Annotated in this window: 23 protein-coding genes; 12 read left to right on the top strand and 11 right to left on the bottom strand. The window is 69.3% G+C overall.

What is annotated here, in order from left to right; genetic code table 11:
* The first annotated feature begins 88 nt into the window (after positions 1-88).
* Positions 89-3016 (top strand): glycosyl hydrolase, encoded by a 2928-nt coding sequence (locus EJK15_RS17985; RefSeq protein WP_138711595.1) that lies wholly within the window; start codon positions 89-91, stop codon positions 3014-3016.
* A 117-nt stretch (positions 3017-3133) separates the two neighbouring features.
* Here the strand turns inward: EJK15_RS17985 and EJK15_RS70665 are convergent, their stop codons facing one another.
* The gene (locus EJK15_RS70665) at positions 3134-3307 is read right to left on the bottom strand and encodes a hypothetical protein (RefSeq protein WP_171074381.1); all 174 of its coding nucleotides are present in this window, start codon (positions 3305-3307) and stop codon (positions 3134-3136) included.
* Positions 3308-4182: 875 nt separating this feature from the next.
* Positions 4183-4512 carry a hypothetical protein gene (locus EJK15_RS17980; protein WP_138711594.1) on the bottom strand — a complete coding sequence of 110 codons (330 nt, stop codon included), beginning with the start codon at positions 4510-4512 and terminating at the stop codon, positions 4183-4185.
* Positions 4513-4649: 137 nt separating this feature from the next.
* Here EJK15_RS17980 and EJK15_RS17975 point away from each other — a divergent pair, with 137 nt between their 5' ends.
* Together EJK15_RS17975 and EJK15_RS17970 are read left to right on the top strand one after the other, a co-directional pair.
* The gene (locus EJK15_RS17975) at positions 4650-5981 is read left to right on the top strand and encodes a WXG100-like domain-containing protein (RefSeq protein ID WP_138711593.1); all 1332 of its coding nucleotides are present in this window, start codon (positions 4650-4652) and stop codon (positions 5979-5981) included.
* Positions 5982-6039: 58 nt separating this feature from the next.
* Entirely contained in the window at positions 6040-7068 is a 1029-nt protein-coding gene (locus EJK15_RS17970) for a WXG100 family type VII secretion target (RefSeq protein ID WP_138711592.1), read from the top strand.
* A gap of 5 nt (positions 7069-7073) precedes the next feature.
* Here EJK15_RS17970 and EJK15_RS17965 read toward each other — a convergent pair whose 3' ends face one another.
* Complete coding sequence (locus EJK15_RS17965; protein ID WP_138711591.1) at positions 7074-7817, bottom strand: endonuclease/exonuclease/phosphatase family protein; 744 nt, start codon at positions 7815-7817, stop codon at positions 7074-7076.
* A 33-nt stretch (positions 7818-7850) separates the two neighbouring features.
* Here EJK15_RS17965 and EJK15_RS17960 point away from each other — a divergent pair, with 33 nt between their 5' ends.
* The gene (locus EJK15_RS17960; RefSeq protein WP_138711590.1) at positions 7851-8294 is read left to right on the top strand and encodes a hypothetical protein; all 444 of its coding nucleotides are present in this window, start codon (positions 7851-7853) and stop codon (positions 8292-8294) included.
* A gap of 140 nt (positions 8295-8434) precedes the next feature.
* On the opposite strand, the gene EJK15_RS17955 is transcribed toward EJK15_RS17960, so the two are convergent.
* From EJK15_RS17955 to EJK15_RS17945, 3 genes are all read right to left on the bottom strand, one after another.
* Positions 8435-8704 (bottom strand): hypothetical protein, encoded by a 270-nt coding sequence (locus tag EJK15_RS17955; protein WP_138711589.1) that lies wholly within the window; start codon positions 8702-8704, stop codon positions 8435-8437.
* Between the two features lie 503 nt (positions 8705-9207).
* Positions 9208-9567 (bottom strand): hypothetical protein, encoded by a 360-nt coding sequence (locus tag EJK15_RS72800; protein ID WP_206060926.1) that lies wholly within the window; start codon positions 9565-9567, stop codon positions 9208-9210.
* A 97-nt stretch (positions 9568-9664) separates the two neighbouring features.
* Positions 9665-10021, bottom strand: a complete 357-nt coding sequence (locus tag EJK15_RS17945) for a mycothiol transferase (protein ID WP_138711588.1) — start codon at positions 10019-10021, stop codon at positions 9665-9667.
* 186 nt (positions 10022-10207) lie between these two features.
* Between EJK15_RS17945 and EJK15_RS17940 the strand changes: the two genes are divergently transcribed.
* The 4 genes from EJK15_RS17940 (at position 10208) to EJK15_RS17925 (ending at position 13832) form a co-directional block, all read left to right on the top strand.
* Positions 10208-10780 (top strand): winged helix-turn-helix domain-containing protein, encoded by a 573-nt coding sequence (locus tag EJK15_RS17940; protein WP_138711587.1) that lies wholly within the window; start codon positions 10208-10210, stop codon positions 10778-10780.
* Positions 10777-12051, top strand: a complete 1275-nt coding sequence (locus tag EJK15_RS17935; protein ID WP_138711586.1) for an MFS transporter — start codon at positions 10777-10779, stop codon at positions 12049-12051. Before EJK15_RS17940 ends, EJK15_RS17935 begins: the two co-directional genes overlap by 4 nt.
* A gap of 258 nt (positions 12052-12309) precedes the next feature.
* Positions 12310-13185, top strand: a complete 876-nt coding sequence (locus EJK15_RS17930) for a CPBP family intramembrane glutamic endopeptidase (RefSeq protein WP_138711585.1) — start codon at positions 12310-12312, stop codon at positions 13183-13185.
* An 11-nt stretch (positions 13186-13196) separates the two neighbouring features.
* Positions 13197-13832 carry a response regulator transcription factor gene (locus EJK15_RS17925; protein WP_138711625.1) on the top strand — a complete coding sequence of 212 codons (636 nt, stop codon included), beginning with the start codon at positions 13197-13199 and terminating at the stop codon, positions 13830-13832.
* Here EJK15_RS17925 and EJK15_RS17920 read toward each other — a convergent pair.
* Positions 13770-15158, bottom strand: a complete 1389-nt coding sequence (locus EJK15_RS17920; protein WP_138711584.1) for a sensor histidine kinase — start codon at positions 15156-15158, stop codon at positions 13770-13772. The two genes, EJK15_RS17925 and EJK15_RS17920, sit on opposite strands and share 63 nt — an antisense overlap.
* 140 nt (positions 15159-15298) lie before the next feature.
* On the opposite strand from EJK15_RS17920, the gene EJK15_RS17915 reads away from it, so the two are divergent.
* The 4 genes from EJK15_RS17915 (at position 15299) to EJK15_RS17900 (ending at position 18548) form a co-directional block, all read left to right on the top strand.
* On the top strand, positions 15299-16336 hold the full coding sequence (locus tag EJK15_RS17915) for a S66 family peptidase (RefSeq protein WP_138711583.1): 1038 nt from the start codon (positions 15299-15301) through the stop codon (positions 16334-16336).
* Between the two features lie 222 nt (positions 16337-16558).
* Positions 16559-16735 (top strand): hypothetical protein, encoded by a 177-nt coding sequence (locus EJK15_RS70660; protein WP_171074380.1) that lies wholly within the window; start codon positions 16559-16561, stop codon positions 16733-16735.
* Positions 16736-17287: 552 nt separating this feature from the next.
* The gene (locus tag EJK15_RS17905) at positions 17288-18220 is read left to right on the top strand and encodes a nitroreductase/quinone reductase family protein (RefSeq protein WP_138711581.1); all 933 of its coding nucleotides are present in this window, start codon (positions 17288-17290) and stop codon (positions 18218-18220) included.
* A 118-nt stretch (positions 18221-18338) separates the two neighbouring features.
* On the top strand, positions 18339-18548 hold the full coding sequence (locus EJK15_RS17900) for a hypothetical protein (protein WP_138711580.1): 210 nt from the start codon (positions 18339-18341) through the stop codon (positions 18546-18548).
* Here EJK15_RS17900 and EJK15_RS17895 read toward each other — a convergent pair.
* From EJK15_RS17895 to EJK15_RS17880, 4 genes are read right to left on the bottom strand one after another with little or no spacing between them, the layout of a single operon-like run.
* Positions 18535-19167: a hypothetical protein gene (locus EJK15_RS17895; RefSeq protein ID WP_138711579.1), complete on the bottom strand. Its 633-nt coding sequence runs from the start codon at positions 19165-19167 to the stop codon at positions 18535-18537. The genes EJK15_RS17900 and EJK15_RS17895 overlap by 14 nt on opposite strands.
* A 38-nt stretch (positions 19168-19205) precedes the next feature.
* Positions 19206-19880: an HAD family hydrolase gene (locus EJK15_RS17890; protein ID WP_138711578.1), complete on the bottom strand. Its 675-nt coding sequence runs from the start codon at positions 19878-19880 to the stop codon at positions 19206-19208.
* Positions 19877-21127: an NAD(P)-binding domain-containing protein gene (locus EJK15_RS17885; RefSeq protein ID WP_138711577.1), complete on the bottom strand. Its 1251-nt coding sequence runs from the start codon at positions 21125-21127 to the stop codon at positions 19877-19879. Before EJK15_RS17885 ends, EJK15_RS17890 begins: the two co-directional genes overlap by 4 nt.
* Positions 21124-22074, bottom strand: coding sequence for a MerR family transcriptional regulator (locus EJK15_RS17880; RefSeq protein WP_138711576.1), 951 nt, complete (start codon positions 22072-22074; stop codon positions 21124-21126). Before EJK15_RS17880 ends, EJK15_RS17885 begins: the two co-directional genes overlap by 4 nt.
* Positions 22075-22125: the final 51 nt, after the last annotated feature.

The raw sequence follows: 22125 nt of genomic DNA, 5'->3' as shown, positions 1-22125 counted from the left end.
TGCCGGCCCGAGCGGACGGCGCCCCCACCGACCGGCACCACCGTCACCCCCGCCGGATCGACGCCATCCTCACCCCCTGGAGCGCCCCGTGAAGGATCTCACTCGCCGCGGATTCCTCGTCCTGAGTGCCGCCACGCTCCCCCTCCCCGTCTCCTTCTCCCCCTCCTCGGCCTCTGCCGTGACCAGCGCGTCCTGGTTCGCCCGGCCGGGCCGGCGGGTCCGGCCGATGGTGCGCTGGTGGTGGCCGGACGCCCACGTCGATCCCGCCGAGATCCGGCGGGAGATCGACCAGCTCGCCGACGCCGGGTTCGGCGGCGCGGAGATCGCTGCGGTGCACCACAGCATCCGCGACAAGTCCGTGCTCGACCCGGCCCGGTACGGGTGGGGCACGCCGGCCTGGAACGCCGCCGTCGAGGCCGCACTCGACCAGGCGGCCCGGCGCGGCCTCCGCGTCGACCTCACCATCGGCCCCTCCTGGCCGGCGGCCGTCCCCACGATCACCCCCGACAGCGAGGCGGCCGTCAAGGAGCTGGCCCACGGCGCGGTGACGGTGGCGGGTGGCGCGACGTACGCGGGCGAGGTGCCGCCGCCCGCGGTGGCCGGGCATCCCGTCCGCAAGCTGCTGCTGGTCCAGGCGGCCATGATCGAGCCCGCCAACTCCACCCGCGACGAGACCGGCCTCGACCCGGCGTCCGTGGTGGACGTGACCGGGCGAGTGAGCGGTGCGAGCATCACCTGGACGGCGCCCGCCGAGGGCGAATGGCGGCTGATCTCCTACTGGGAGCGAGGGTCGGGCCAGCGTCCCGAGTCCGGGCCGCACACCGTGCCGGAGGCGTACGTGGTGGACCACTTCAGCCGCGCCGGGACCCAGGCGGTGATCGACTACTGGGAGTCCACGCTGCTCACGCCCGCGGTCCGCAGGCTGCTGAAGCGGGCGGGCGGGGCGTTGTTCGAGGACTCCATCGAGATCGAGACCGGCGCGCTGCCGTGGACGCCTGGGCTGCCGGCGGAGTTCAAGAGGCGTCGGGGCTACGAGCTGGCGCCTTTCCTGCCGGTGATCGTGCTGGCGGACGAGGACCAGGTCTTCGCCTACGACGCGGCGCTGACCAGGCACGCGCGCAAGGACTACTGGGACACGGTCTCCGAGCTGTTCAACGAGCACCATTTCGGGGTGCTGCGCGACTGGGCGCATTCGATCGGCCTGGAGCTGCGGGCGCAGCCGTACGGGCTGCGGACCGACGCGATCGCCGGCGCGGCGATCCTGGACGTGCCGGAGGGTGAGTCGCTGGGGTTCAAGAACCTCGACGACTACCGTTGCCTGGCCGGAGGCCGGGACCTGGCGGGCCGTGAGGTCATGTCCTGCGAGGCGGGGGCGTACCAGGGCGGGGCGTACACCACCACCTGGAAGAAACTGCTGCGCACCATGGGGGGCGCGTACGCGGCGGGGCTCAACCAGACCGTGCTGCACGGGTTCTCGTACGCCACCGCGCCCGGTGCGGGCTGGCCCGGGTTCGCCGCCTTCACCCCGTACAACGGGACCGCCGGGTACGCCGAGTCCTGGGGGCCGCGCCAGCCCACCTGGCGGCACATCACCGACATATCCGGATATTTCGCGAGAATCCACCAGGTCCTGCGGGAGGGCACGCCGCGTGCCGACGTGGCGGTCCTGCGGCAGACCGGCTACACCAAGACCGGCCTCGGCGCCGGCTGGTTCACCGCGAGCGGCGTGCCCACCGGCTGGACCCACCAGTTCATCAGCGGGCCGCTGCTCGACCTGCCCGCCGCCCGGGTCGTGCGGGGACGGCTGGCGCCTTCCGGGCCCGCGTACAAGGCGCTGTTCGTCGAGGGCGACAAGTTCTACGCGGGCGAATGCACGATGACCCTTGAGGTGGCGCGGCGGCTGCTGGAGTACGCCGGGGCGGGGCTGCCCATCGTGCTGCTCGGCGACTGGCGGGCCGCCTCGGTGCCCGGCGTCGCCCGGGACGGCGAGAACGAGCGCCTCCGTGCCCTGATCGCCGAGCTGCTGGCCCGGCCGACCGTGCGCATGGTCGCCGCCCAGGCCGAGATCCCCGCCGCGCTGGACGCCCTCGGCGTGCGACCCGACGTGCGGTACGCCACCGCGTCCACGCTGCTCCATGCCCGGCGGGTGGCCGGGGACGTGGACTACTACTACCTGGTCAACGGCAAGCACGTGGAGAACCCCAAGCCGCCGATCCCTCCGGTCGACCACGAGGTCACGCTGGCCCGCACGGCCAGGGACGGGGTGCCGTACCTGCTGGACCCGTGGACGGGACGGGTCGAGCGGCCGGCCCTCTATGCAGCGGACGGCGACGGGATCCGGCTGCGAGTGAGGCTGCGGCCGGGCGAGTCGATGGTGGTGGCCATCGGGCGGCCCGGCCTGTTCGGGACCGGGAGGGCGCATGCGCCGCACGCGGTCGCGACGGACGCCGACCTGGTGAGGTTCGACGGGGGCTCGGTGGTGGTCCGCGCCTCCCGCGCAGGGACGTACACGACCACGCTGTCCGACGGCCGGACGGTGACCTCCGTGATCGGCCCGGTGCCCGAGCCCGTCGTCCCGTCGTCGTGGCGACTGGAGGCCGAGGACTGGCGGCCCGAGGGGACGGCCGCGCACCGGCTGGTCCTCGATCGGCTCGCACCCTGGTCGGACATTCCGGAGTTGGCCGACGTGTCGGGCATCGGCGTCTACACCACCGAGATCCGGCTGGAGGGCGGAGCGTACCTGGAGCTCGGAGAGATGACCGACACCTGCCGGGTGCTCCTCAACGGCCGCCAGCTGGACCCGGTGGACCAGCTCAACCCGATCGTGGACCTCGGGCCTCATGTGCGCCGCGGAGTCAACACCCTGCAGGTCGAAGTGGCCACCCCGCTCGGCAACCGGCTCAGGGTGGCGGACCCGGCCGTGTACGGCGGGCTGGCCCGCCAGCCGTACGGCCTCATCGGCCCGGTCCGGATCATGCCGTACCGGGAGGTCCGGGTGCGCGCAACGGACCCGTGAGCGCGACACGAGCTAGGCGAGTTGCAGGCGGACGGGTTCGCCGAGTGCGGCGAACCCGTCCGCCGCCGACTCGGCGGCCGCGGAGCTCACCACCGGCTGATCTACGGCCGCTCGGTCTCAAAGGGGGCAGGGGCCGACCCGCTGCCAAGACCCGCAGTTGTCGCCGGAGGACGAGCAGCACAGCCTCTTGTACAAGCTGGTCCCGATGCACTTGTACTGATACCCGCAGATCGCCGACGCCCGCTCTTCCGGAATCACCAGCGCCAGCACCTTGTCGATGAGCACTCTCACGTCTTGCCTCCTCGTATCCCACCGTGACGGTTGCGATGATTGTCGAGCCGGCCACTAGCGCGTGGTTAGCGCGGTGCTGACGCGCCTGCCGCCACGGGCAGGTCAGGACGGCCCGTCGGCCGGGTTGTCGGCGAGGACACAGGCAATCGGTGTGTCACGACCTCCGCCCGCACGGACACTTCTCTCTTCGAGGTCGACATCGTTCTCGGCGGCGACCGGTACGTCTATGGCTTCGAGGTCTCCGACGAGCGAGTCGAGACCGAATGGTTGCATGCCTATCCAGGCGGTCAGGCCCGTCGGCAGGTCTGGTTCGAACGCGACGCCGACGCCGGCGCTCCCTTCACGTCTCCCGGCGAAGGGCTGAATGATTAGGTAAGCGAGAACGAGAGCCGGATGTTAGGCGGCTTGAGAGCCAGTTGGTGGTCAGGAGCCGGAAAATATCGTCGGCTTAGAGAGCCACTCGGACCAGCAAGTGGACAGTTGATGGTTGCGGTTAGTGACCGGCTGACGATCCCCGGCCGAGGTAGGAGCCGGAGCTTTCTTCAGGGGTCCCGAGGAAGGTATCGACACCCTGGCCCGCGCACTCCACCGGCGTCGTACAGATCGGCGCGGCAAGCACAAATAGGACGGACATGGGGTGTTCCTCCTCTTCCCACGACTGGCAACCAGAACTATGTCCGCTGAACCCGCCGCCGGTCACCCTGCTGACGGAGGTACTTCTCCCTGCCGCAGACGCCGCACGAGCTGCGAATCTACTGCTTCCGCGGTAGGCGCTGGCCCGTACGGGTTGCCGATGGGCCGCGCCGGCATCGTCGGCCCTGGTGGCGTATCAAGAGCCGCCGTACCCCACTCCCAGGCGTTGTTGGTGGAAGCGATCAGATCTGGGACGTGCCGCCCGTTGGGTCGGCCTGTTTGATGACGCCCACGGTGTCGAGCTCGGTCTGCTTGATGTTGTCGGCCATCCGCTGCATGGCCGAGCCGAACTCCTTCATGTTGCCGCCCAGGTGCCCGCAGGTCTGTTCGAGAAGCTCGGCCAGCGCGTCCATGACCGCTCCCGTGCCGGTGGAGCCCCACGCGGTGGTGCCCGTGCCGCGTACGGAGGTGAGCAGCTGGTCGGTGTGGCGCTGGAACGCTTCCGCGGAGTCCATGAAGTGCCGCCCCGCACTGCTCAAGGTCGAGTGGTCGAAGAGGAACTCATCACTCACGGCAATAATCACTATCACGAATGTGGTTAAAGGATCGCACCAATGTCGTGAACCGAGCCCAACTTTCAGCCCATACGCACCATTCGTGATACTCATGGGCGCTGTGACCGATGAATCTCCCTTCGACCACTGACCCGATGGCGATCACCCTCCCCGCGCACCTTCAGGCGCCGTTCGACATGCTCCTCGTGGAGTGGCCGAGCGAGAACGAGGACGACATCCGGCTGTCGTCGTCCGCCCTGCGCGCCTACGCCGACACCCTGGACGCCGAGGTGGGCCCGGGCGCGTCCGGCGCCGTCGCGCACGCTTCCACCAACAACGCCGGCGAGCACATCGACGCGCTCAACGAGTCGTGGGCCGAGTACCACGAGCCCGAGAAGCAGGAAGGGCACCTGCAGAGCCTGTCCACGTCGCTGCGCGCCCTCGCCGATGGGCAGGACGTCTACGCGAGGTTCGTGGAGATCGTCAAACTCATCCTGATCTTCCTGGCCGCCTACGTCCTGCTCGTCCTGGCATGGGCCCTGGCCGCAGCGGTGGTCTCGGGGGCAATCGCCGCGATCAAGGGACGGGCCATGGTCGGCGTGCTGCGCCTGTTCGCCAGAAAGGCCGTCGCCACCCTGCGCGAGAAGCTGGAGCGCTACTTCGGCCACGCGGTCGTCAGGGCCGTCGAGCGCCGGCTGCGCTCCCTGCTCAGGGCCAAGGCGCCCAAGTTCCCCGCTGTCCAGAAGGGCGGCGTGCGCGCCGCGCTGGCCCGGACCGGCATGCTGGCGACCGCCGGCGCCACCGGATGGCAGATCTCGCAGAACCCGCCGGGACGGAACCTGGACCCCCAGCCCAAGTCCCCCAAGGAAGGCCCACGAGACGGCAAGTACGACCTCGGCCCGGCCAAGGACCCGGGGATCTCCTTCGACAACCCGTGGCTGCTGGACCCCGACGCCGACCCGATCCTCGCCGACCGCGCGAACTGGTACAAGTGGCAGGCCTTCCAGGACGCGGAGGACGCCACGCCCGGCTTCGACGAGGCGGCGGACACGTATCGGCATTACCTGAGCGGCTCGGGCGAGGACTACGCCATCGACTACGAACAGGCGTACAAGGACGACAAGCTGATCCGCGAAGGAGTGGACGCGGAGATCCGCCGCGCGCAGGCGAATGCCGAGCGCCTCTACCGCGAGACGGGACAGCCGCAGTTCCAGATGACGGGCGAACCGGTGGACATCGACAGGACCGACACGAAGAACTGGGAGTTCGCCCTCGGCAAGCACTCTGTCTGGGGCAGCGGCGACGTCAGGGTCGAGGGCAACCAGGCCACGATGGACGTCACCATCCACGCCTACGACCGCTACAACTTCAACAACGACGGCCACTGGTTCACCTCGGAGAACGGCCGCTTCGAGGAGCTCGGCTGGGCCAGGTCGTACGACACGCGCGGAACGCTCAAGCGCACGGTCACCTGGACGATCGAATGACTCCCGTCCTGACTGACGACCTTGCAGTAGACGACGAACTGGTGTAAAGGTGATCACCATGGCACCCGAGCCCACGAGCGAGACGAGCCAGGCAGCGATCACCACCGCCGACGTGTGGGACCTGCGCGCCGATCCCGGGCGGCTGGAGCTGCTGGCCGAGGCGTGGCGCGGCCTCGGCTCCAAGGTGCGCTCCGCGGAGGGGAAGATCAACAACGCGGCCAAGGCGGTCTTCGCCAACGAGCACTGGACGGGCGACACCGCCGACTCGTTCAACGGCTACCGTAAGCGCCTCACCGCCGACATCGAGCGGGCCGCGGCATGGGCCGACAACATCGCGCAGACGCTTGACCTGACCGCCACGACGCTCCGGGTCCAGCAGGGGCTCCTCGACGACGAGCGCGACAGGCTCAAGGCGGTGCCCGCCGGCACCGGCACCGACGGCCTGACCTTCCGGCCCGAGACCGCCGAGCAGACCACCCTGGTCAACGCCGCGATCAGCACGGCCAACGAGATCCGCCGCCGCGTCGATACCGTACTGGAGGAGAAGCGGCAGGACCTCGACTTCTACCGCGAGCAGTTCGACCTGATCGCCGAGGATTGGAAGCCCCGGTCCATCCGCATGGTGAACCTCAACATCGGCCAGGGCGCCGGCAACTCCCCCGGCAACGACGCAGGCACCGACTCCGAGGACATCGACGACATCGCCGACGCCATCACAGGCCAGGACGCCGACATCGCCACGATCCAGGAGGTCTTCCAGCACGACATCTACAACCTGGAGGAGGAACTGGAGAGCCGCACGGGCGACAACTGGGACGTCCAGTACGCGGAGGCGAGCAACAAGTACCACGCCGACGACGACATCCCCATCCTCGGCGACATCGTCAACGCGTCGTTCGGCAACGCCGTGCTCGTGCGCGAAGGCGACGTCATCGCGGGCTCGGAAGGCAGCGACACCATCAAGCTCGACGTCGAGGGCGGCCACATCGACCTGCCGGCCAACCAGCCGGGCGGAGGCGACCACCGCATCGACGACGGCGAGGGCCGCTCCGCCGCCCGCACGGAGGTGCAGATCAGGCCGCGGTGAGCGGCCTACCAGTCGGGCACCTGCACGTCGACGACCTGGCCGTCGTGGTCGGAGGTGGAGCCGTCCATCAGGGTGGGTTGCCCGTCCATGGTGAGGGCGGGCGAGCCGGCCACGTGGTCGATGCGGGTGCCGGAGGGCGAGGTGCCGACGATGTCACCGTCGGCGTTGGTCGCCCCGGAGTAGACCGTGTAGCCCTCGCCGGCCATGTCGCCGATGGCGTCGCCGGACGAGGTGTTCTTCGGGTTGTCGCCGTTGTTGGTGATGACGTTGAGGTCGCCGCCGAGCAGTGACGGGCCGCCGTTCATGGCCTCGTGCAGCCGGTTGATCTGCCCGGTGCGCACGTAGTCGTCGTACTCGTGCAGCCCGTGGCTGTGCACGTGGGCGCTGTAGACGTCGAAGCCCTTGGCGGCGTTCGCGAACAGCCGATCGGCGATCTCGTCGTCCAGGTCCTTGAACGCCTTGATGACCTTGCGCAGCCGCTCGCCGTCGGAGTCGAGCACGCCGATGAAGATCTCGGCGAGACTGTCGGCGGAGGCCTGGACGGACGCGTGCGCTGAGCCGGCCTCCGTGGCCTTGGACGTGTTGCCGAACGCGTTGGACCCCGGCACGCTCGGCACCGGCACGTAGGTGACGGCTCCCGGGCTGTCGGAGAGCGCCTTGCGCCCCTCCTCCACGGCGGTGCGCGCCCCGTCCACCTCGTCGGCCAGCTTGCCCACAGGGCCGAACTTCATGCCCGCCTCAATGCCCATGGTCATCAACTATACCGATTAGTCCTGGAGGCGGTGCGAGCCCGGCGGGACCTGCTCGCCCGGGTGGCCGTTGTCGGGCTGACGGCCACGGCGGCGGGGGCCGAGCTGCCGGCCGAGGCGAGTAGGGAGGTACGGGAGAAGCTCCGGGCCGAGCAGGCGCGGCAGTTCGCACGGCTTGAGGATGAGGTGCGGGGGTTGGCAGATGACGCCGGCCGCTACCTGGCCACGTTCGCGGGGCCAGCGCGGACGCTCATCGGCGACTACCTGTTCGTTCAGCTCGGGGTGATCCTGTCGGAGCGCCCGCGGTCAGAGCAGTGCGCGCAGGTGCTGGAGCTGGCCGGGCAGATGGCCACAGTGCTGGGCGGGCCACGCTGGCGGTTTTGGATTCGCTTGAATGCGTGGCTCACGTTGACCCAGACCCTGGCCCAGTTGAAGGCCCCCGAAGAGCCTGTGGCGAAGCTCTTATCAGGCAACTGAGGGTTGATCACGGGGAGGATGCCCGGGTTGTGTGGCCGTGGAGGCGACGTCCCAGGGGCACCTACGAGTTGCCTTGGTCGGAGTTGGGCTGCCACAAAAGTTGCGGGCGGTCGCTGGCCGCCGCACTACTGGGATCGGTGTCACCCGCCGTCGGCGGTGCGCCTGGCCATCATGGTGGTCAGCCAGGCACGGTCAGCGGCGACGGCTTGCGCGTCGGCCGGGTCGGCCGGGTCGGCCGGGTCGGCCGGGTCGGCAAGGTCGGCAAGGGTACGGCCGCCGGGCTGGCGGTGCTGGTCGCGCAGCTCCTGCTGGAAGAGCTCTTCGGGCTCTGTCGCGCCGACGAGCGGCGCGTCGGGGAGTTGGTGACGGCGCAGCACCTCGCGTTGGAAGATCTCTTCGGGCTCGGTCATGATCCGGTCCGGCACGGTGGGCGCCGAGCGGCCTCGTGTGAGCCGTGGAGCGCCGTTTCCGGCCTTGCTGGACTGGTGGGTGGAGATTGATCGCCTCTGTCAGGCGCTGAGGCGCCCTCGGGGGTCTCCCCAGGAAGGTTGTTGATCATGAAGATGGAGCCACTTCTTCACGTCGCTCAATTGGTGGTCTTGTCGCTTGCAGGACGGAGACTACCGAGGTCTCGGTTGACGGTGTTCGGCCTGGTGGACCGGGTCAGGTCGTTCCAGCGTGTGCCTCATGCGTCGCGCCTGTATGAAGTGGGACGCATTCGGAGAAGGGTGCGCTGGCGGGCCACGCGGTCGCTGGCGAGGTCTGCTCGGCTTGGTCGGACTGGTGGCAGCAGATCACCGTGGGTGTCAGCCGGCCGGGTGGGGAACTCGCGGGTTCGTCAGCCGGGTCACCGCGGGCTCATTCGCGCATTGTCGGAGCTGGTGCCCGCCGCGCGCTGACCCCACCTCGATGACTACGCCGCGGCGTCGTGCCCCTCGACCACGTGCGCAGGGTCAAGGTCGGCGCGTGGGCGTAGGTAGCGAACGGGATGCCGATGTTTGCCCAGGTCCGTGGCGGTGTCGATCAGGACTTCCACGACCAGGTCGGGTTGGACCCGGGTGTAGGTCAGGGGTCCGCGCTGGCCGTACGGGCTCCCCGCCCATCCGGGGGGCAGCGTCGCCGGCCACGAGTGTCCGTCGTCTGCAGGGGTCAGCAGAGTGGCGATCTTGGCCGCGGCCTGCGCGGTGAGCCGGGTGGTGCGACCGACGACGCGCAGTGGAATGCGTTCGAGGAAGCGCAGCAGGTGTTTCGGAACCTGTCCGCGGAAGTACACGATGTCACCGATGTTTCGGTTGTCACGACGAAGGCGGCCGAACTGGCACAGACGCTTCACTAGTCGACTGCCTGCGGACGACGCTGACGGTCGCGTCCTACGACCCCTCGTTTGCCGGTACGCCGGTCAGCTGCGCAGGCGTGGTCGGTTGGACGTTGCGTGCCATCCAGCCGGAGGGTCCTCGCCGACCAGCCCGTCCACGGTCGGCATGCCCGGTGTGCCGCAGCGCGCCGCTGAGTTTGGTGCTGAACATCTGCTCTTCGGCACGCGCGAGGTGCTTGAGCAGGCCGCCCAGCGTCAGCGAGGAGGCGCCGATGCGGGCCTGCAGCCCGCCCGCATCGAGGTCGTCGGTCTTCCAGCGGAAGGTTGTGCGCAGGCGGTCGAGCGTACCGACGAGGTGCTCGGCCTCGGTACCGGCCAGGGGCGGCTCCCACCAGTGATCACTGTCGGTCATGTCGCCACCGTAGACCCCATTCCGGACGTTCTCCGTCCGCAGTCCATCGGAGCTCGTGCGACGTGATACAGGGCCCACGGCCGGACCCGCAGGAGCGCACGGTCCGGAACGGCGACGTCCAGAAAGATCACGCAAGATACACAAGAGTCATTGCACAATTGCTCTTGTGTATTTAGAGTGCACGCTATGCCCGACAAATCGCCTTCGATCACCGACTCGCGTGTGCTCGCCGCCATGGCGCATCCGCTGCGCCGACGCTTGCTCGACTTGCTGAAACTGTACGGTCCGGCCACGGCGAGCCTGCTCAGCCAGCGCACGGGAGAGGCTGTAGGCAACGTCAGCCACCACCTCCGCGCCCTGGCCGGCGCAAACCTGATAGAGGAGGCGCCAGAGCTGGCCAAAGATAGGCGCGAACGGTGGTGGCGCCGGACATCGCAGAGTCTGTGCTGGTCCTCTACCGACTTCGCCCAGGACGCCGCGGGCGACGCGATCGCCCGGGCTCTCGAATCGATCAACCTGGAGCGGCAGACGGGCCACGTCCGCCGCTGGGCGGACCAACCGCAGTCCGTTCAGGAATCTTGGCCACACGGCCCCTTCTCTACCGAGACCTGGCTACGCGTGACCGACGACGAGCTGGCCCAGTTCGCCGCCGAGATCAGGGCCGTGACGAACCGGTGGGCCGAGCGAGAGCTTCCCGACGACGGCAGGGAACGCGACACCGTATTCGCCTTCGCCCGGGCAGTGCCCGCCCAGCCATGACCGTTTCTCAAAGCGCCCGACCGTCCCCGTTCGGGCTCCTTCGCCAGCGGGATTTCCGGCTGCTGTGGATCGGCGAAAGTGCCAGCAGTCTGGGCAGTGCCGTCACCGGCGTCGCTCTACCCCTGGTCGCGGTGACCGTGCTGCACGCTCCGCCGTTCGCGGTCAGTGTCCTGGCCGCCGCCGCATGGTTGCCGTGGCTGCTCATCGGCTTACCCGCAGGCGCCTGGGTAGATCGGCTTTCCCGCCGCAAGGTGATGCTGGTCGCTGACTACGTGTCGGTTGCGGCCTTCATCAGTGTGCCGATCACGGCTGTCCTGGGCCTGCTGACGATCGTCCAGCTCGTCGGGGTCGCTCTCGTCGCCGGAGCAGCGAAGGTGTTTTTCGCGACCGCCTACCGCGCCTACCTGCCGTCCTTGGTCGACGGGCCGGACCTGCTGGAGGCCAACGCCAAATTGCAGGGCAGTGAGCAGGTGGCGAACCTGGCGGGACCCGGCATGGCCGGACTGATCGCCCAGCTCTTCTCGGCGGCCGGTGGTCTCCTGGCCGACGCCGCGAGCTTCGCAGTGTCGGCCGTCTGCCTGCTGGGCATCAAGCGCAAGGAGGTCGTCGAGCGCCGTCCACGGCGACGGCTTCGCAGCGAGATCCACGAGGGGCTGCGGACGGTCTTGAATGACCCGCTGCTGCGGGGCAACATGCTCTACGGCTGCGTCGCGAATCTGGCCCTGACCGGCTACCAGTCACTCCTGGTGGTCTTCCTGGTAGAGGACATCGGGCTGAGCGCCGGCGTAACCGGCATGTTGCTCGCGGCAACCAGCCTGGGCGGCGTCCTCGGCGCCCTCGCCGCCCGGCCGATGGCGGCGCGGCTGGGCAGCTCGCGGGCTGTACTGATCGGTAAGGCGGGGCTTGCGCCGACTGGTCTGCTCATCGCGTGTACTGATCGCGGGCTGCTGCTGGTGCCGTTCGTCGTGGCGAGCATCGTGATGATCGCAGGCGTTGTCGCGGGGAATGTGATCTTCTCGGGCTTCATGCAAAGCTACGTGCCCACCGAGTTGATGGGCAGAGTGAGCACCAGCATCCAGGTGATCAACTTCGGCGCGATCCCGCTCGGTGCAGTCCTGGCCGGGACACTGGCCAGCGCGTTCAGCGTCCGGGCCGCACTATGGGTCATGCTGGGCATTTTCGCGCTCAGCGGGCTGATCCTGCTGGCCACTCCCCTGCGCCAACTGCGGGATCTTCCTACAGAGCGGATGGCGCCACAGCAGGCGCCCTGAGCTCGTGCGTCTTTCGGATCAGCGAGGAAGGGCGTCGGTCAGCGGACAGATGATCGCCCGACCGGGCCCGAGGCACGGGCGAGCGGTGGGCTGACGGCAGCCCCCGCTCCGGGAGCGCACTTGCGAGAACACGTCATTTCCAGGACTGAGGAGCGGAGAACCCATCCCAGGGTTATCCCTTGAGGCAAATACGGATCTTGAACAGTGGGAGAACCGTGCCGGAGTATCGAGCCACCCCCTACTGATCGGAGCTCGCTCATGCGCAAACTCCTCGGCCATCCGCTGCCTCAGGCGTTCACCCTGCTGGTCGTGGTGCTGGCTGTCTTCTTCGTCCTTCAAGCCGTCCTGGCAGCGGCCTTCCAGATCGGCCCCGGCAACCTCACCCCGGCCCTGGGGCTGCTGCTGGGCCTGGCGGGAGTGGTGGCGGCGCTGATCACCGTTCCGCTGGCGCGGCGCATGGAGGGCGAGTCGCTCGCAGGCCTCGGCTTCCCGGCCAAGAATGTGGTCCGCCACCTTTTGGGCGGTTTCGCGGTCGGCGCAGGAGTGCAGGCGGCGGTGTTCGGGATCATGGCCGTGGCGGGCTGGTACACCGTCTCGGCGGTCACGGTGGACGTCGGTTCGCTCGTCACCATGACGTTGCTCGCCCTGTGCGTCGCCTTCTGGGAGGAGTGGGCCTTCCGCGGTGTGCTGCTGCGGCTGCCGGAGAAGGCCATAGGCTCCTGGTGGGCGCTCGCGCTCAGCGCCGCCGTCTTCGGGCTCATCCATGCCCCCAACGCCAACGCCACGGCCATGACGCTCGTCGGCATCACCGTGGCGGGCGGGCTCGTGCTCGGCGGCGGCTTCCTGCTGACCCGCTCACTATGGCTGCCCATCGGCATCCACACCGGCTGGAACCTGTTCCAGAGTTCGGTGTTCGGAGCGGGATCGACCGGTGCCGGCGCCATCAGCGAGACCCCCTTGTTGCGCGGGCATGTCAGCGGCCCGCAGCTGTGGACCGGCGGCCCCGGCGATCCGGAGTCCGGGCTCGTCCTCATCCTGGTCGCCGCGGCCGCAGGAGCGGTCCTCCTCTTCATGGCCGTACGAGCGGGCCGGGCGCGGCCACCGCGCCGGAAGACTGCCGCGGCTATCGTGTGACCGTGCAGGTGATGATCGCCGACGACTCCGCATTGTTCCGCGAGAGCCTGGCCGCTCTTCTGGAACGCGCGGGGTTCACCGTCACCGGCCTGGCCGGCGACGGACAGACGCTGGCACGACTGGTTCGAGCCGATCCGCCCGAGGTGGCGGTCGTGGACATCCGCATGCCGCCCACCTATACGGTCGAGGGCCTGGAGCTGGCCATACGGCTGCGCCGCGAGCATCCGTCCGTCGCGGTGCTGCTCCTGTCCAACCACGTGGAGACCCACCACGCGGGAGAGCTTTTCGGCCGTTCCCCTTGCCGGACGGGCTACCTGCTGAAGGACCGGGTCGGGGCACCGGACGAACTGGCCGACGCGCTGCGCCGCGTGGCGGCGGGACAGACGGTACTCGACCCCGCCGTGGTCTCGCAGCTGGTGTCCCGGCCCCGTGAGCCGGGCCCGCTGGGCCGCCTCAGCCCACGCGAGCGGGAAGTGCTCGCCCTCGTCGCGGAGGGCAGATCGAACCAGGGCATCGCCGACCTGCTCGGCCTCACACAGAAGACGGTCGAAGGCTACGTTCGCGGCGTTTTCGGAAAGCTCGGCCTAACGGACAGTGCCGCCGACAACCGACGGGTCCTGGCCGTCCTCCACTATTTGCGCGGGTAACACAGCTCGCACTGTGGTTCCGGCCCCAGGCGGGCTGTGCAGTGAGAAAGTTCCCCCGCACGCCGCCACCCTGTCGGCCAGACCGCGCAGGCCGCCTTCGAGGACGGCGCCACCGCATCCGTCATCGGTCACGTCCACGGTCAACAGGCCCTTTCCGAGCACAGCAGTGATCTCCACGGCCGATGCGCGGGCGTGCCTGGCGGCGTTGGCCAGCGCCTCCGCGGCCACGAAGTACGCGGTGCGCTCAGCCTGCGGCGCCAGCCGTACGGGCAGATCGGTTCGCACCCGGACGGGGAGGGCGGCCCGCTCGGCCAGCGAGCCGAGCGCGGGGCCCAGCCCGGCCTCGGCCAGCACCGCGGGGAATGCGCCGCGCGCCAGCTCGCGTAGTTCCTCCAAGGCCTGGCCCAGCTCGGCGACCGCCTGACCGAGACGGGCCGGCTCGTCACGTGCCAGCCCCAGCAACAGCTGTACGTTGACCAGCCGCTGCTGGGCGCCGTCATGGATGTCCCGCTCGATACGGCGCCTGGCCTCATCGCCCGCGTCGAGGAGCTCGGCCATCCGGCGCGCCGCCTCCCTGCGGCCGAGCACGACGCGATAGGCGAGCGGCCAGACGATGAAACCCAGCACGACCAGGCTGTCCACCAGTCCGCCGGTGAAGTAGACCGCGAGTCCGCCGGCCTGCGCCAGTTTGCCTCCCTCATGTGCCAGCACCAGCAGCATGAGCACCAGCCCGGAGAACGTGAGGGCCGCACTGCGTTCCCGCCGCGGCAGCCGGGCCCAGCGCACGCATACCCCCGCCGACAGGGCGACCGCATATCCGGCGATGATCGCCACGCCGATCAGGGCCAGCGGCACCTCTGCCCCTTCCCAGCCGATCGCCTGGGGCAGGCAGAGACATCCCCCACCGGGCAACTCTCCGTACGCCACCCACATGGCGCCGGAAAGGAAGGGCACCACGTAGGCGAGCGCCACCACCCCGCGCATGGCCGACGCGTCCACGCGGCCGTGCGGAAGCACGACCATCACGTGTCCGAGCAGCCCATGTTGAAAGGCCGCCGCCGCGGCGCCCAGAGCGACAGCCGTGGTCCCGCCCGCATAGCTGATCCCGCTGGCCAGCCACATCACGCCGCTCCAGGCCAGCCACGATCCCACCGCGCTGTCCGGCCACCGCGCCCTCGCCCACAGACCGCACGTCACCGCAGCGGCCCCCGCCGCATATCCCATGAGCAGTACCGGGACCTTCGTCACCACGAATTCGGTGCCCAGTAAGGCCACGGTTGACGCCGCGGCGAGCACGACCGCGAGCAGGATGATCAGCTTGTGCACCCGACCATTGTGCGCCTGGGCATGGGAACCTCGCGTGGTTTCACGATCGGCCTTCGCCTGAAGGTGTGTGTCCTCCGTGCGTTGTAGGCCGAGACGAAAAGCCGTAGCCGGTGGCACCGCCCTCCGGTAGCTTGCTCCGCATGCCGGCGTACCCCGACAAGCCGAAGCCCGGTGAACACGTGGCCATCCTGTCACCGGGCACGGCACTGCCCGCGATCTTCCCCGCGCCGTACGAGCTGGGCCTCTCCCGCCTCCGGGAGGACTTCGGACTCGTGCCGGTCGAGTACCCGACCACCCGTGAGCTCGGGTCGTCGCCGGCCGCTCGGGCCGCCGACGTCAACGCCGCGTTCGCCGATCCGGCGATCAGGGCCATCCTCACCTCCATCGGAGGCGAAGACCAGATCAAGGTGCTGCGTCACCTCGACCCGGACATCCTCCGCGCCGATCCGAAGCCGTTCTTCGGCATCAGCGACAACACCAACCTGTGCAACTACCTGTGGAACCTCGGCATCGTGTCGTACTACGGCGGCACGATCATGACGGTCTTCGGTCGTGGCGGCGCGATGAATCCGCAGGCCGCCGAGGCGGTACGGGCCGCCCTGTTCACCCATGACGAGTACGACCTGCGCCCCGCCCAGGCATACACCGACGTCGACCGGGACTGGAGGAATCCGGCGTTACTGGAGAGCGAGCCGGACATGATTTCCGGCGGAGGCTGGCAATGGCACGGCCCGCGCCGTCCCGTGACCGGCCCGTCATGGGGTGGCTGCCTGGAGGTCATCGACTCGAACCTGCGCGCCGGCAACCACATCGAGAATCCCGCCGCCTACGACGGCTGCGTGCTCTTCCTGGAGACCTCCGAGGAACTCCCCGACGCCACCTACGTGTATCGCGTGCTGATGTGCATGGGCGAGCGTGGTCTGCTTCAGCGGTTCGGCGCCGCGATCATTGGGCGGCCCAAAGCGTGGGCGCTGGACAACCCGCTCTCGCCGGATCAGAGAGCCGCGTTCATCACCGGCCAGCGCGATGCCGTGCTGCGGGCTTTCGCCGAATACAACCCGGATATTCCGCTCGTCTTCAACGTGGACATCGGGCACACCGACCCACAGCTGGTCGTCCCGTACGGCGGCACGATCACCGTCGACGCCGTCACCGGCCGCATCACCGTGCGGTACTAGCGCCGTCAGGTTGGTCCGGGATCAAGGTGAGGACGCGTCACTCCACTCCTGCCACCTAATCAGATGCGGGATGACCGCCGTGCCGGGTGGCGTCTACCAGAGCCTGGAACAGGCGGAGCGGGTCCTCGGCGATGCAGTGACGGGTCCAGGAACACCTCGGTCTCGGCCGTGGCCAGGCCGGCGTCCCGGCAGCTCTCCCCCATGTAGTCAGGGGAGACGGACTTGCCCTCCCGCATTGAGCAGGGCGGCCCGGGCGAGCGCCTCGGCAACGGTCTGGCCACCGACGTACCGTTCGGCCACCCGCCAGGCCGACTTGCGCAGTGCGGGATCTGCGGCGACCTGGTCCTTGAGGACCTCGTTAAGGGCCAGTGCCCGTATCGCTTCGGCGTTCGCGGCTGAGGCAATGCCTGGCCACGGCGGAGACCGGGACATCACCGTGGGGGCGGACCACCGACGCCTCCTGTCCACGCCCCGCTTCGCCAACCCCAACACCCACCGCGCCTACGCCGGCGCAATCGACCGCACCTGCGCCCTGCTCGGCCCGGACCGGCCGCTGGCTGAGGTCTGTCACGACCTGGTGGGGACGCGCTCGTCACCCTGTGGGCAACTGCGGAACACATGGATAAGCGCTCAACCTGCTGTCTGCAGCGGTGCTCCAGCCCTCGCGCGAACACCGCCGAGCAGGCGGCCGCAGTTGCACCCGCCAAGGTGACGTTGCTCGATCAGCAGGGACGGTGTTACGGTCTCACGGAGCCCCGTATGGGCCTACGCATGGAGGTAGCGGCTACTCAGCCATTGCAGAGATCGGCACGTTCCGTCTCTCGCAGCTTGTCAATCCCTGTCCTGGGATTGCTGCGCCCATCTTCACTGCGTAGGCATGCGGGGTATTTCTGTGTCGATTTCCGGTGGCATGACCCTCCTTCGCGATCAATCGACACGGAAAGGCAGTGCATGAGCAAGGAACAGGCCGAGACCTGGGCGGGCTTCGACGTCAATGAGTTCCAGCGTCAGGTCATCGCCGAGTTTCGGGCGAACAACGGGAAGATGAGCGGCATGTTCGAGGGCTGGACATTGGCCGTGCTGACGACCGTCGGAGCCAAGAGCGGCCTGCGACGGGAGTGCATCCTGGGGTATCTCGAATTCGACGGAAAAGGGATCGTCGTCGCGTCCTCGAATGGCGCCGACAAGCACCCCGCCTGGTACCACAACATCCGCAAGAACCCGATCGTGACGGTCGAGACGAGTAGCGACACCTATCAGGCGATCGCCGCCATCCCGCCGGCCCAGGAGCGTGACAAGCTCTTCGACCGCGTGATCGCCGAGGCGCCGGGGTACGCCGACCACCAGGCCAAGACGACCCGGGAGATCCCGGTCGTCGTACTGCACCGGATCGGCCCCAAGCCCGGCGAGGAGCGGGTCAAGGGCATGGGCGACTGGATCGTCGAGGTGCACGACTGGCTGCGCAAGGAGCTCGAGACGCTCCGCGCCCAGGCGGACCAGGCGATCGAGGGCGGCGTGGACACGATGGAGCGGACGCCGCCGGACCTCGCCCAGCAGATGCGCACCCACTGCCTGAACTTCTGCGGGGCGCTGAAGAAGCATCACGGCGGCGAGGACATGGCCATGTTCCCGATGCTGGCCAAGCAGTTCCCCGCACTCGCTCCGGCGCTGGCGCAGCTCGGCGAGGAGCACAAGGTGGTAGCGCGGCTGCAGGACGACATCCGGCAGCTCGTCGACAGCTTCGTACCCGGTGAAACCGACTCCGTGCAGCTGCGCGCCGACCTGGAGCGGCTGGCGAACCAGCTGGAGTCCCACTTCAGGTACGAGGAGGAGACGATCGTGACGGCGCTCAACGCCACGGCCCCAGCTCCCAAATTCGGCTGATCATCCGCCGGCACCCCCGGGCCGACCCCTTCCTCGGCGCGGGGGGTGATCGCCGGGTCAGGGCGCGGAGAGACGGTCAGCCGTTCTTGTTGCCCCCGAAGGGGATGCCCGATCGACGATGGAAGACTGGTTCTCCTCAGCCGAGATGCTGCCGTTGGACGCGCTGACGTGGAAGAAGTACGTGACCTCGCTGCGGGTGTGGTTGAACTTCCTGGAGACCATGGGGGTCGAGTGGGACGAAGCCGTCCCGGAGTCGGTGGAGGCCTTCAAGCCCTGGCGGATTCAGGAGCCAGGGCGGCCCCCGACTGGCACGGCTAACGCCTCCTGAGGATGAACGCCTTCTCGTCGTCGCGCTCCCCGTTGATGGAGCCCACCGCCCACAGCTCGGACGTTCCCGGGATCGTGGTCATCTTGACGTTGTTGTCAGAACCGCCGACGAAGCGGTTCTTCCGTGTCCACTTCCCGCCGTCGTAGTGGAGGAAAACGACCTCGTCGGTGACCAGGTCGATGCCGCTTGCCCACACGTCGTGCTTGCCTGCGGCTGCGATGCCGGTCAGGGAGACGTTCCAGGCGGGCAGCTTTACGTGCTCCCAGGTGACGCCGTCCCAGTGCATGACGAGCGGGGCAGGGAGGACGTCTTCCTCCTTGCCTGTGGCCTTGTCGATGCATTTGTCCGACAGGTAGTCGTGCTCTTGCTCGCTTGGGAAGACCTCTCCCACGGCCCACACGTCGTCGGGGTCAGTCTGCCAGATGCTCTTCAGTACCCCGCCGCGCACGTCGGGGACGAGCATGTTGTCCAGGCCCCAGTCCTTGTCCGCCGGGTCCCCGTGCCAGATCGCCGGTGTGACCCCCTCGCACTTCGCGCGGTTCTTGGCGCCGACGATCCACGCGTGACCGCTCTTGAACGAGACTGCGTTGAACCTGCTGCCGTCGTAGACCGAGTCCATCGAAAATGAGAGACCACACCAGGCGATGGTGATCGCGATTAGGTGCCGATGGGTCTGCCGGTGGGTTGCTGGGCGAGTCCTATGACGTCCTGTGGACGTCTGGCCACCAGAGGGGAGCGCGTGCGGGAGACGGCGGGGACGCCCCAGGATGCGTGAATGCCTCGTGCTCCCGCTCGGCGGGCGCACTCGAGGTCTACATCGGCGTCACCGACATAGATCGCGTCGGTGGCGGTCACGCCGAGGAGGCGGCAGGCGAGTTCCAGCCCCTCGGGTGCGGGTTTGGGCCGGCCGATCTCGTCGCCGCACACCACCACCGTGAACAGCTCGGCCAGGCCCGCGATGGCGAGCATGAGCGTGGTGGCGCGGCGGGTGGCACTGGTGAAGACGCCGAGCGGATGGCCGGCCCGGCTGAGAGCGCCGATCATGTCAGCCACGCCGGGGAAGGGGCGGACGGCCGCGACCGCGACATCCAGGTGGCGGTAGAAAGAGTTCAGGTCCTCGGCCGAGGCCGGGCGGCCGAGGAAGTGGGCCAGCACTACGGGAGTCGACCCCAGGTGCCACGCGGCGACCACGTCCTCCGGCGTGACGGCGGGGCCGCCGAGGGCGCGGATCGTGCCGGCGTACGCGGTGGGCACCGACATCATGGTGTCGACCAGCGTGCCGTCGAGGTCGAACACGACGGCGCTCGCGCGCATGCCCGATGCCCCGGTCATGCGAGGTCCCCGGCCCGGCCCGGCACCCCGGGAAGCGCACGACGATCGCCGCGCGTGGTGGGGGCGCTGACGACCAGAAAGCGCAGGTCTCCCGCTGCGATGTTGTTCAGCTGGTGCGGCGTGCCGGGTGCGATCTCGACGCCGGCGCCGACGGGAAGGCTCACGTCGCCGTCAGGGGTGCGCATGGTCGCCTCGCCGTCCAGGACGTAGAAGAACTGACGAGCGCGGTCGTGCACGTGCCACTCCTCCGCGGTGCCGGGCGGCATGCGCTCCTCGATCACGGACAGCCCCGGCGTGTCGACGAGCCGCCAGCCGGCACAGCCGTCGCCCCACGAGTAGCCCGGCACGTCGGCCGCGGTGACGGCGGTACCCGTGTGTTCCGGTCTGCCGGGAGGTGAGGTGATATGGCGCAGGACCGCGGTGTAGTCGAGCGCCTGGAGCCCATCGCTCTCGGCGTCGGCCAGCCAGCTCCGCACGGCGCGGGCGAGCCGGATGTCCGCGCCCGCCTCGTCCGCCGCCGTGACGACGAGGTCGGCGTCCTTGCGGGCCAGCGCCAGGGCGAAGCGCGGCGCGAAGGCGCCCGACTCGATCGCCGGCCGCCGCCGGGCCGCCTGAGCGGCGAGCGGAGTGCGGTCCAGGACGCGCCAGGTGACCTCGCGGGGCAGGCCGAGGCCGTCGGCGATTGCCAGCGCCTCGCCGAGCAGTCCGACCATGCCCAGCAGGGCGAAATTGGCGACCAACTTGGCCGCGGCGCCGGTGCCCGCGGGGCCGAGGTGGACGAGCTCACCCAGGGCGGACAGCGGCGGCCGTACCCGGGCGACGGCCTCGGCGGGCCCGCCGGCGAGCAGCGTGAGCGTGCCGGCCTCGGCCTCGGCCAGGCTGCCCAGCACGGGCACGTCCAGCACCGCCACCGCCGGCGGCAGCGCCGCCCACAGTCGGGCGAGCGTGAGCGGGCCCACCGTGGACATGTCGACCACAGTGGCGCCCGCACCGACGCCTGACGCGACACCGCCGGGCCCCTCGGTCACCGCCTGGAGGGCGGCGGGATCGGCCAACATCAGGAAGACCACCTCGGCACGCCGTACCGCCTCCGCCGGGGTGGCCGCCACTCGGGCGCCGGCTGCGGCCAGGGCGTCGGTACGCGCGGACGTGCGGTTCCACACCGTCACCTCGTGACCGGCATCAACAAGCCGGCGTGCCATGCGGGCGCCCATCGCGCCCAGGCCGATCCAGGCGAGGGCGGTCATCGCTCGCCCTCCGGGTGTGCCTGCAGCCAGGCCATGACCTGGCCGGCGTGCTGGTCCGGCGGGAACACGGGATAGAAGAAATGCTCGATCGCAGCGTCGCGGACGATCATGGTCAGGCGGCGGTACAGGATCATGCCGTCGGCCTCGAACGTCGGCAGCTTCAGCGCATCGCGCACCGCGAACCCCGGGTCCGCCAGCATGCGGAACGGCAGGCGCAGACGATCGACGAGCTCGCGCTGGTACTCGCCGGACTGCGACGACAGCCCGAACACCCGGGCCGCCCCGGCCTCGCGCAACTCCTCGTGGTGGTCACGGAACCCGCACGCCTCGGGCGTGCAGCCCCGGGCCCCTGGGATGGCGTCCCAGCCGTCCGGCAGGTCCACCCCCGGCCTGCCGGTCAGCGGATAGAGGTACAGCACCGTCCGCCCAGCGCCCAGCGCGGCCAGGTCGACCGTCGTGCCATCGGTGGCCGGCAGCGGCAGCGCGGGCAGCGACCGTCCCGCCAGATGCGCCGCGGCACCGTCATCCTCTGGTTCCACCAGGAGCACAGCAGCATTGGCCGCGCTGACCGAAGCGGCCTTCCGGGTTGGCATCGCCCGGCCGGCCGCGGCCTCCAGATGGGCGGCCAGCGCGTCGCGTCGCTGCACCAGCCGCTCGATTCGCCTCGACATCTGATCGACCGCATGACGGTAGGCCGCCAGCGACGCCGGGCACTCGTCGCCGGAGGCGTGTCCGCTGGCCAGGCACTCCACGAACGGCCTGGTCTCCTCCACCGACAGCCCCAGGCTGGTGAGCTCCTTGATCTCCTCCACCTGCCGGACAGCCACCGGATCGTATTGCCGGTAACCGTTGGCCAACCGTTGCGGCACCACCAGCCCGGCCTTCTCGTAATATCGCAAGGCCCGTACCGTCACATTGGTCCGGCGGGCCAGCTCTCCCACTAGCACGCCCTCACGTTAAACCCGTACCCAAAGGTACAAGTCAACCGATCCGCGGAC

Source organism: Nonomuraea basaltis (assembly GCF_005893125.1).
Taxonomy (GTDB): Bacteria; Actinomycetota; Actinomycetes; order Streptosporangiales; family Streptosporangiaceae; genus Nonomuraea; species Nonomuraea basaltis.
Note: the sequence above shows the minus strand (reverse complement) of the source record. Positions and strands in the feature narration are given on the sequence as shown.

Coding starts and splice junctions, on each gene's coding strand:
- EJK15_RS17940 (WP_138711587.1), top strand. CDS start 10,208: ATGCCCGACAAATCGCCTTCGATCACCGACTCGCGTGTGCTCGCCGCC.
- EJK15_RS17885 (WP_138711577.1), bottom strand. CDS start 21,127: ATGACCGCCCTCGCCTGGATCGGCCTGGGCGCGATGGGCGCCCGCATG.
- EJK15_RS17905 (WP_138711581.1), top strand. CDS start 17,288: ATGAGCAAGGAACAGGCCGAGACCTGGGCGGGCTTCGACGTCAATGAG.
- EJK15_RS17935 (WP_138711586.1), top strand. CDS start 10,777: ATGACCGTTTCTCAAAGCGCCCGACCGTCCCCGTTCGGGCTCCTTCGC.
- EJK15_RS17955 (WP_138711589.1), bottom strand. CDS start 8,704: ATGACCGAGCCCGAAGAGATCTTCCAACGCGAGGTGCTGCGCCGTCAC.
- EJK15_RS17925 (WP_138711625.1), top strand. CDS start 13,197: ATGATCGCCGACGACTCCGCATTGTTCCGCGAGAGCCTGGCCGCTCTT.
- EJK15_RS17975 (WP_138711593.1), top strand. CDS start 4,650: ATGGCGATCACCCTCCCCGCGCACCTTCAGGCGCCGTTCGACATGCTC.
- EJK15_RS17970 (WP_138711592.1), top strand. CDS start 6,040: ATGGCACCCGAGCCCACGAGCGAGACGAGCCAGGCAGCGATCACCACC.
- EJK15_RS17945 (WP_138711588.1), bottom strand. CDS start 10,021: ATGACCGACAGTGATCACTGGTGGGAGCCGCCCCTGGCCGGTACCGAG.
- EJK15_RS17895 (WP_138711579.1), bottom strand. CDS start 19,167: ATGGACTCGGTCTACGACGGCAGCAGGTTCAACGCAGTCTCGTTCAAG.
- EJK15_RS17965 (WP_138711591.1), bottom strand. CDS start 7,817: ATGGGCATTGAGGCGGGCATGAAGTTCGGCCCTGTGGGCAAGCTGGCC.
- EJK15_RS17930 (WP_138711585.1), top strand. CDS start 12,310: ATGCGCAAACTCCTCGGCCATCCGCTGCCTCAGGCGTTCACCCTGCTG.
- EJK15_RS17890 (WP_138711578.1), bottom strand. CDS start 19,880: ATGACCGGGGCATCGGGCATGCGCGCGAGCGCCGTCGTGTTCGACCTC.
- EJK15_RS17900 (WP_138711580.1), top strand. CDS start 18,339: ATGGAAGACTGGTTCTCCTCAGCCGAGATGCTGCCGTTGGACGCGCTG.
- EJK15_RS17915 (WP_138711583.1), top strand. CDS start 15,299: ATGCCGGCGTACCCCGACAAGCCGAAGCCCGGTGAACACGTGGCCATC.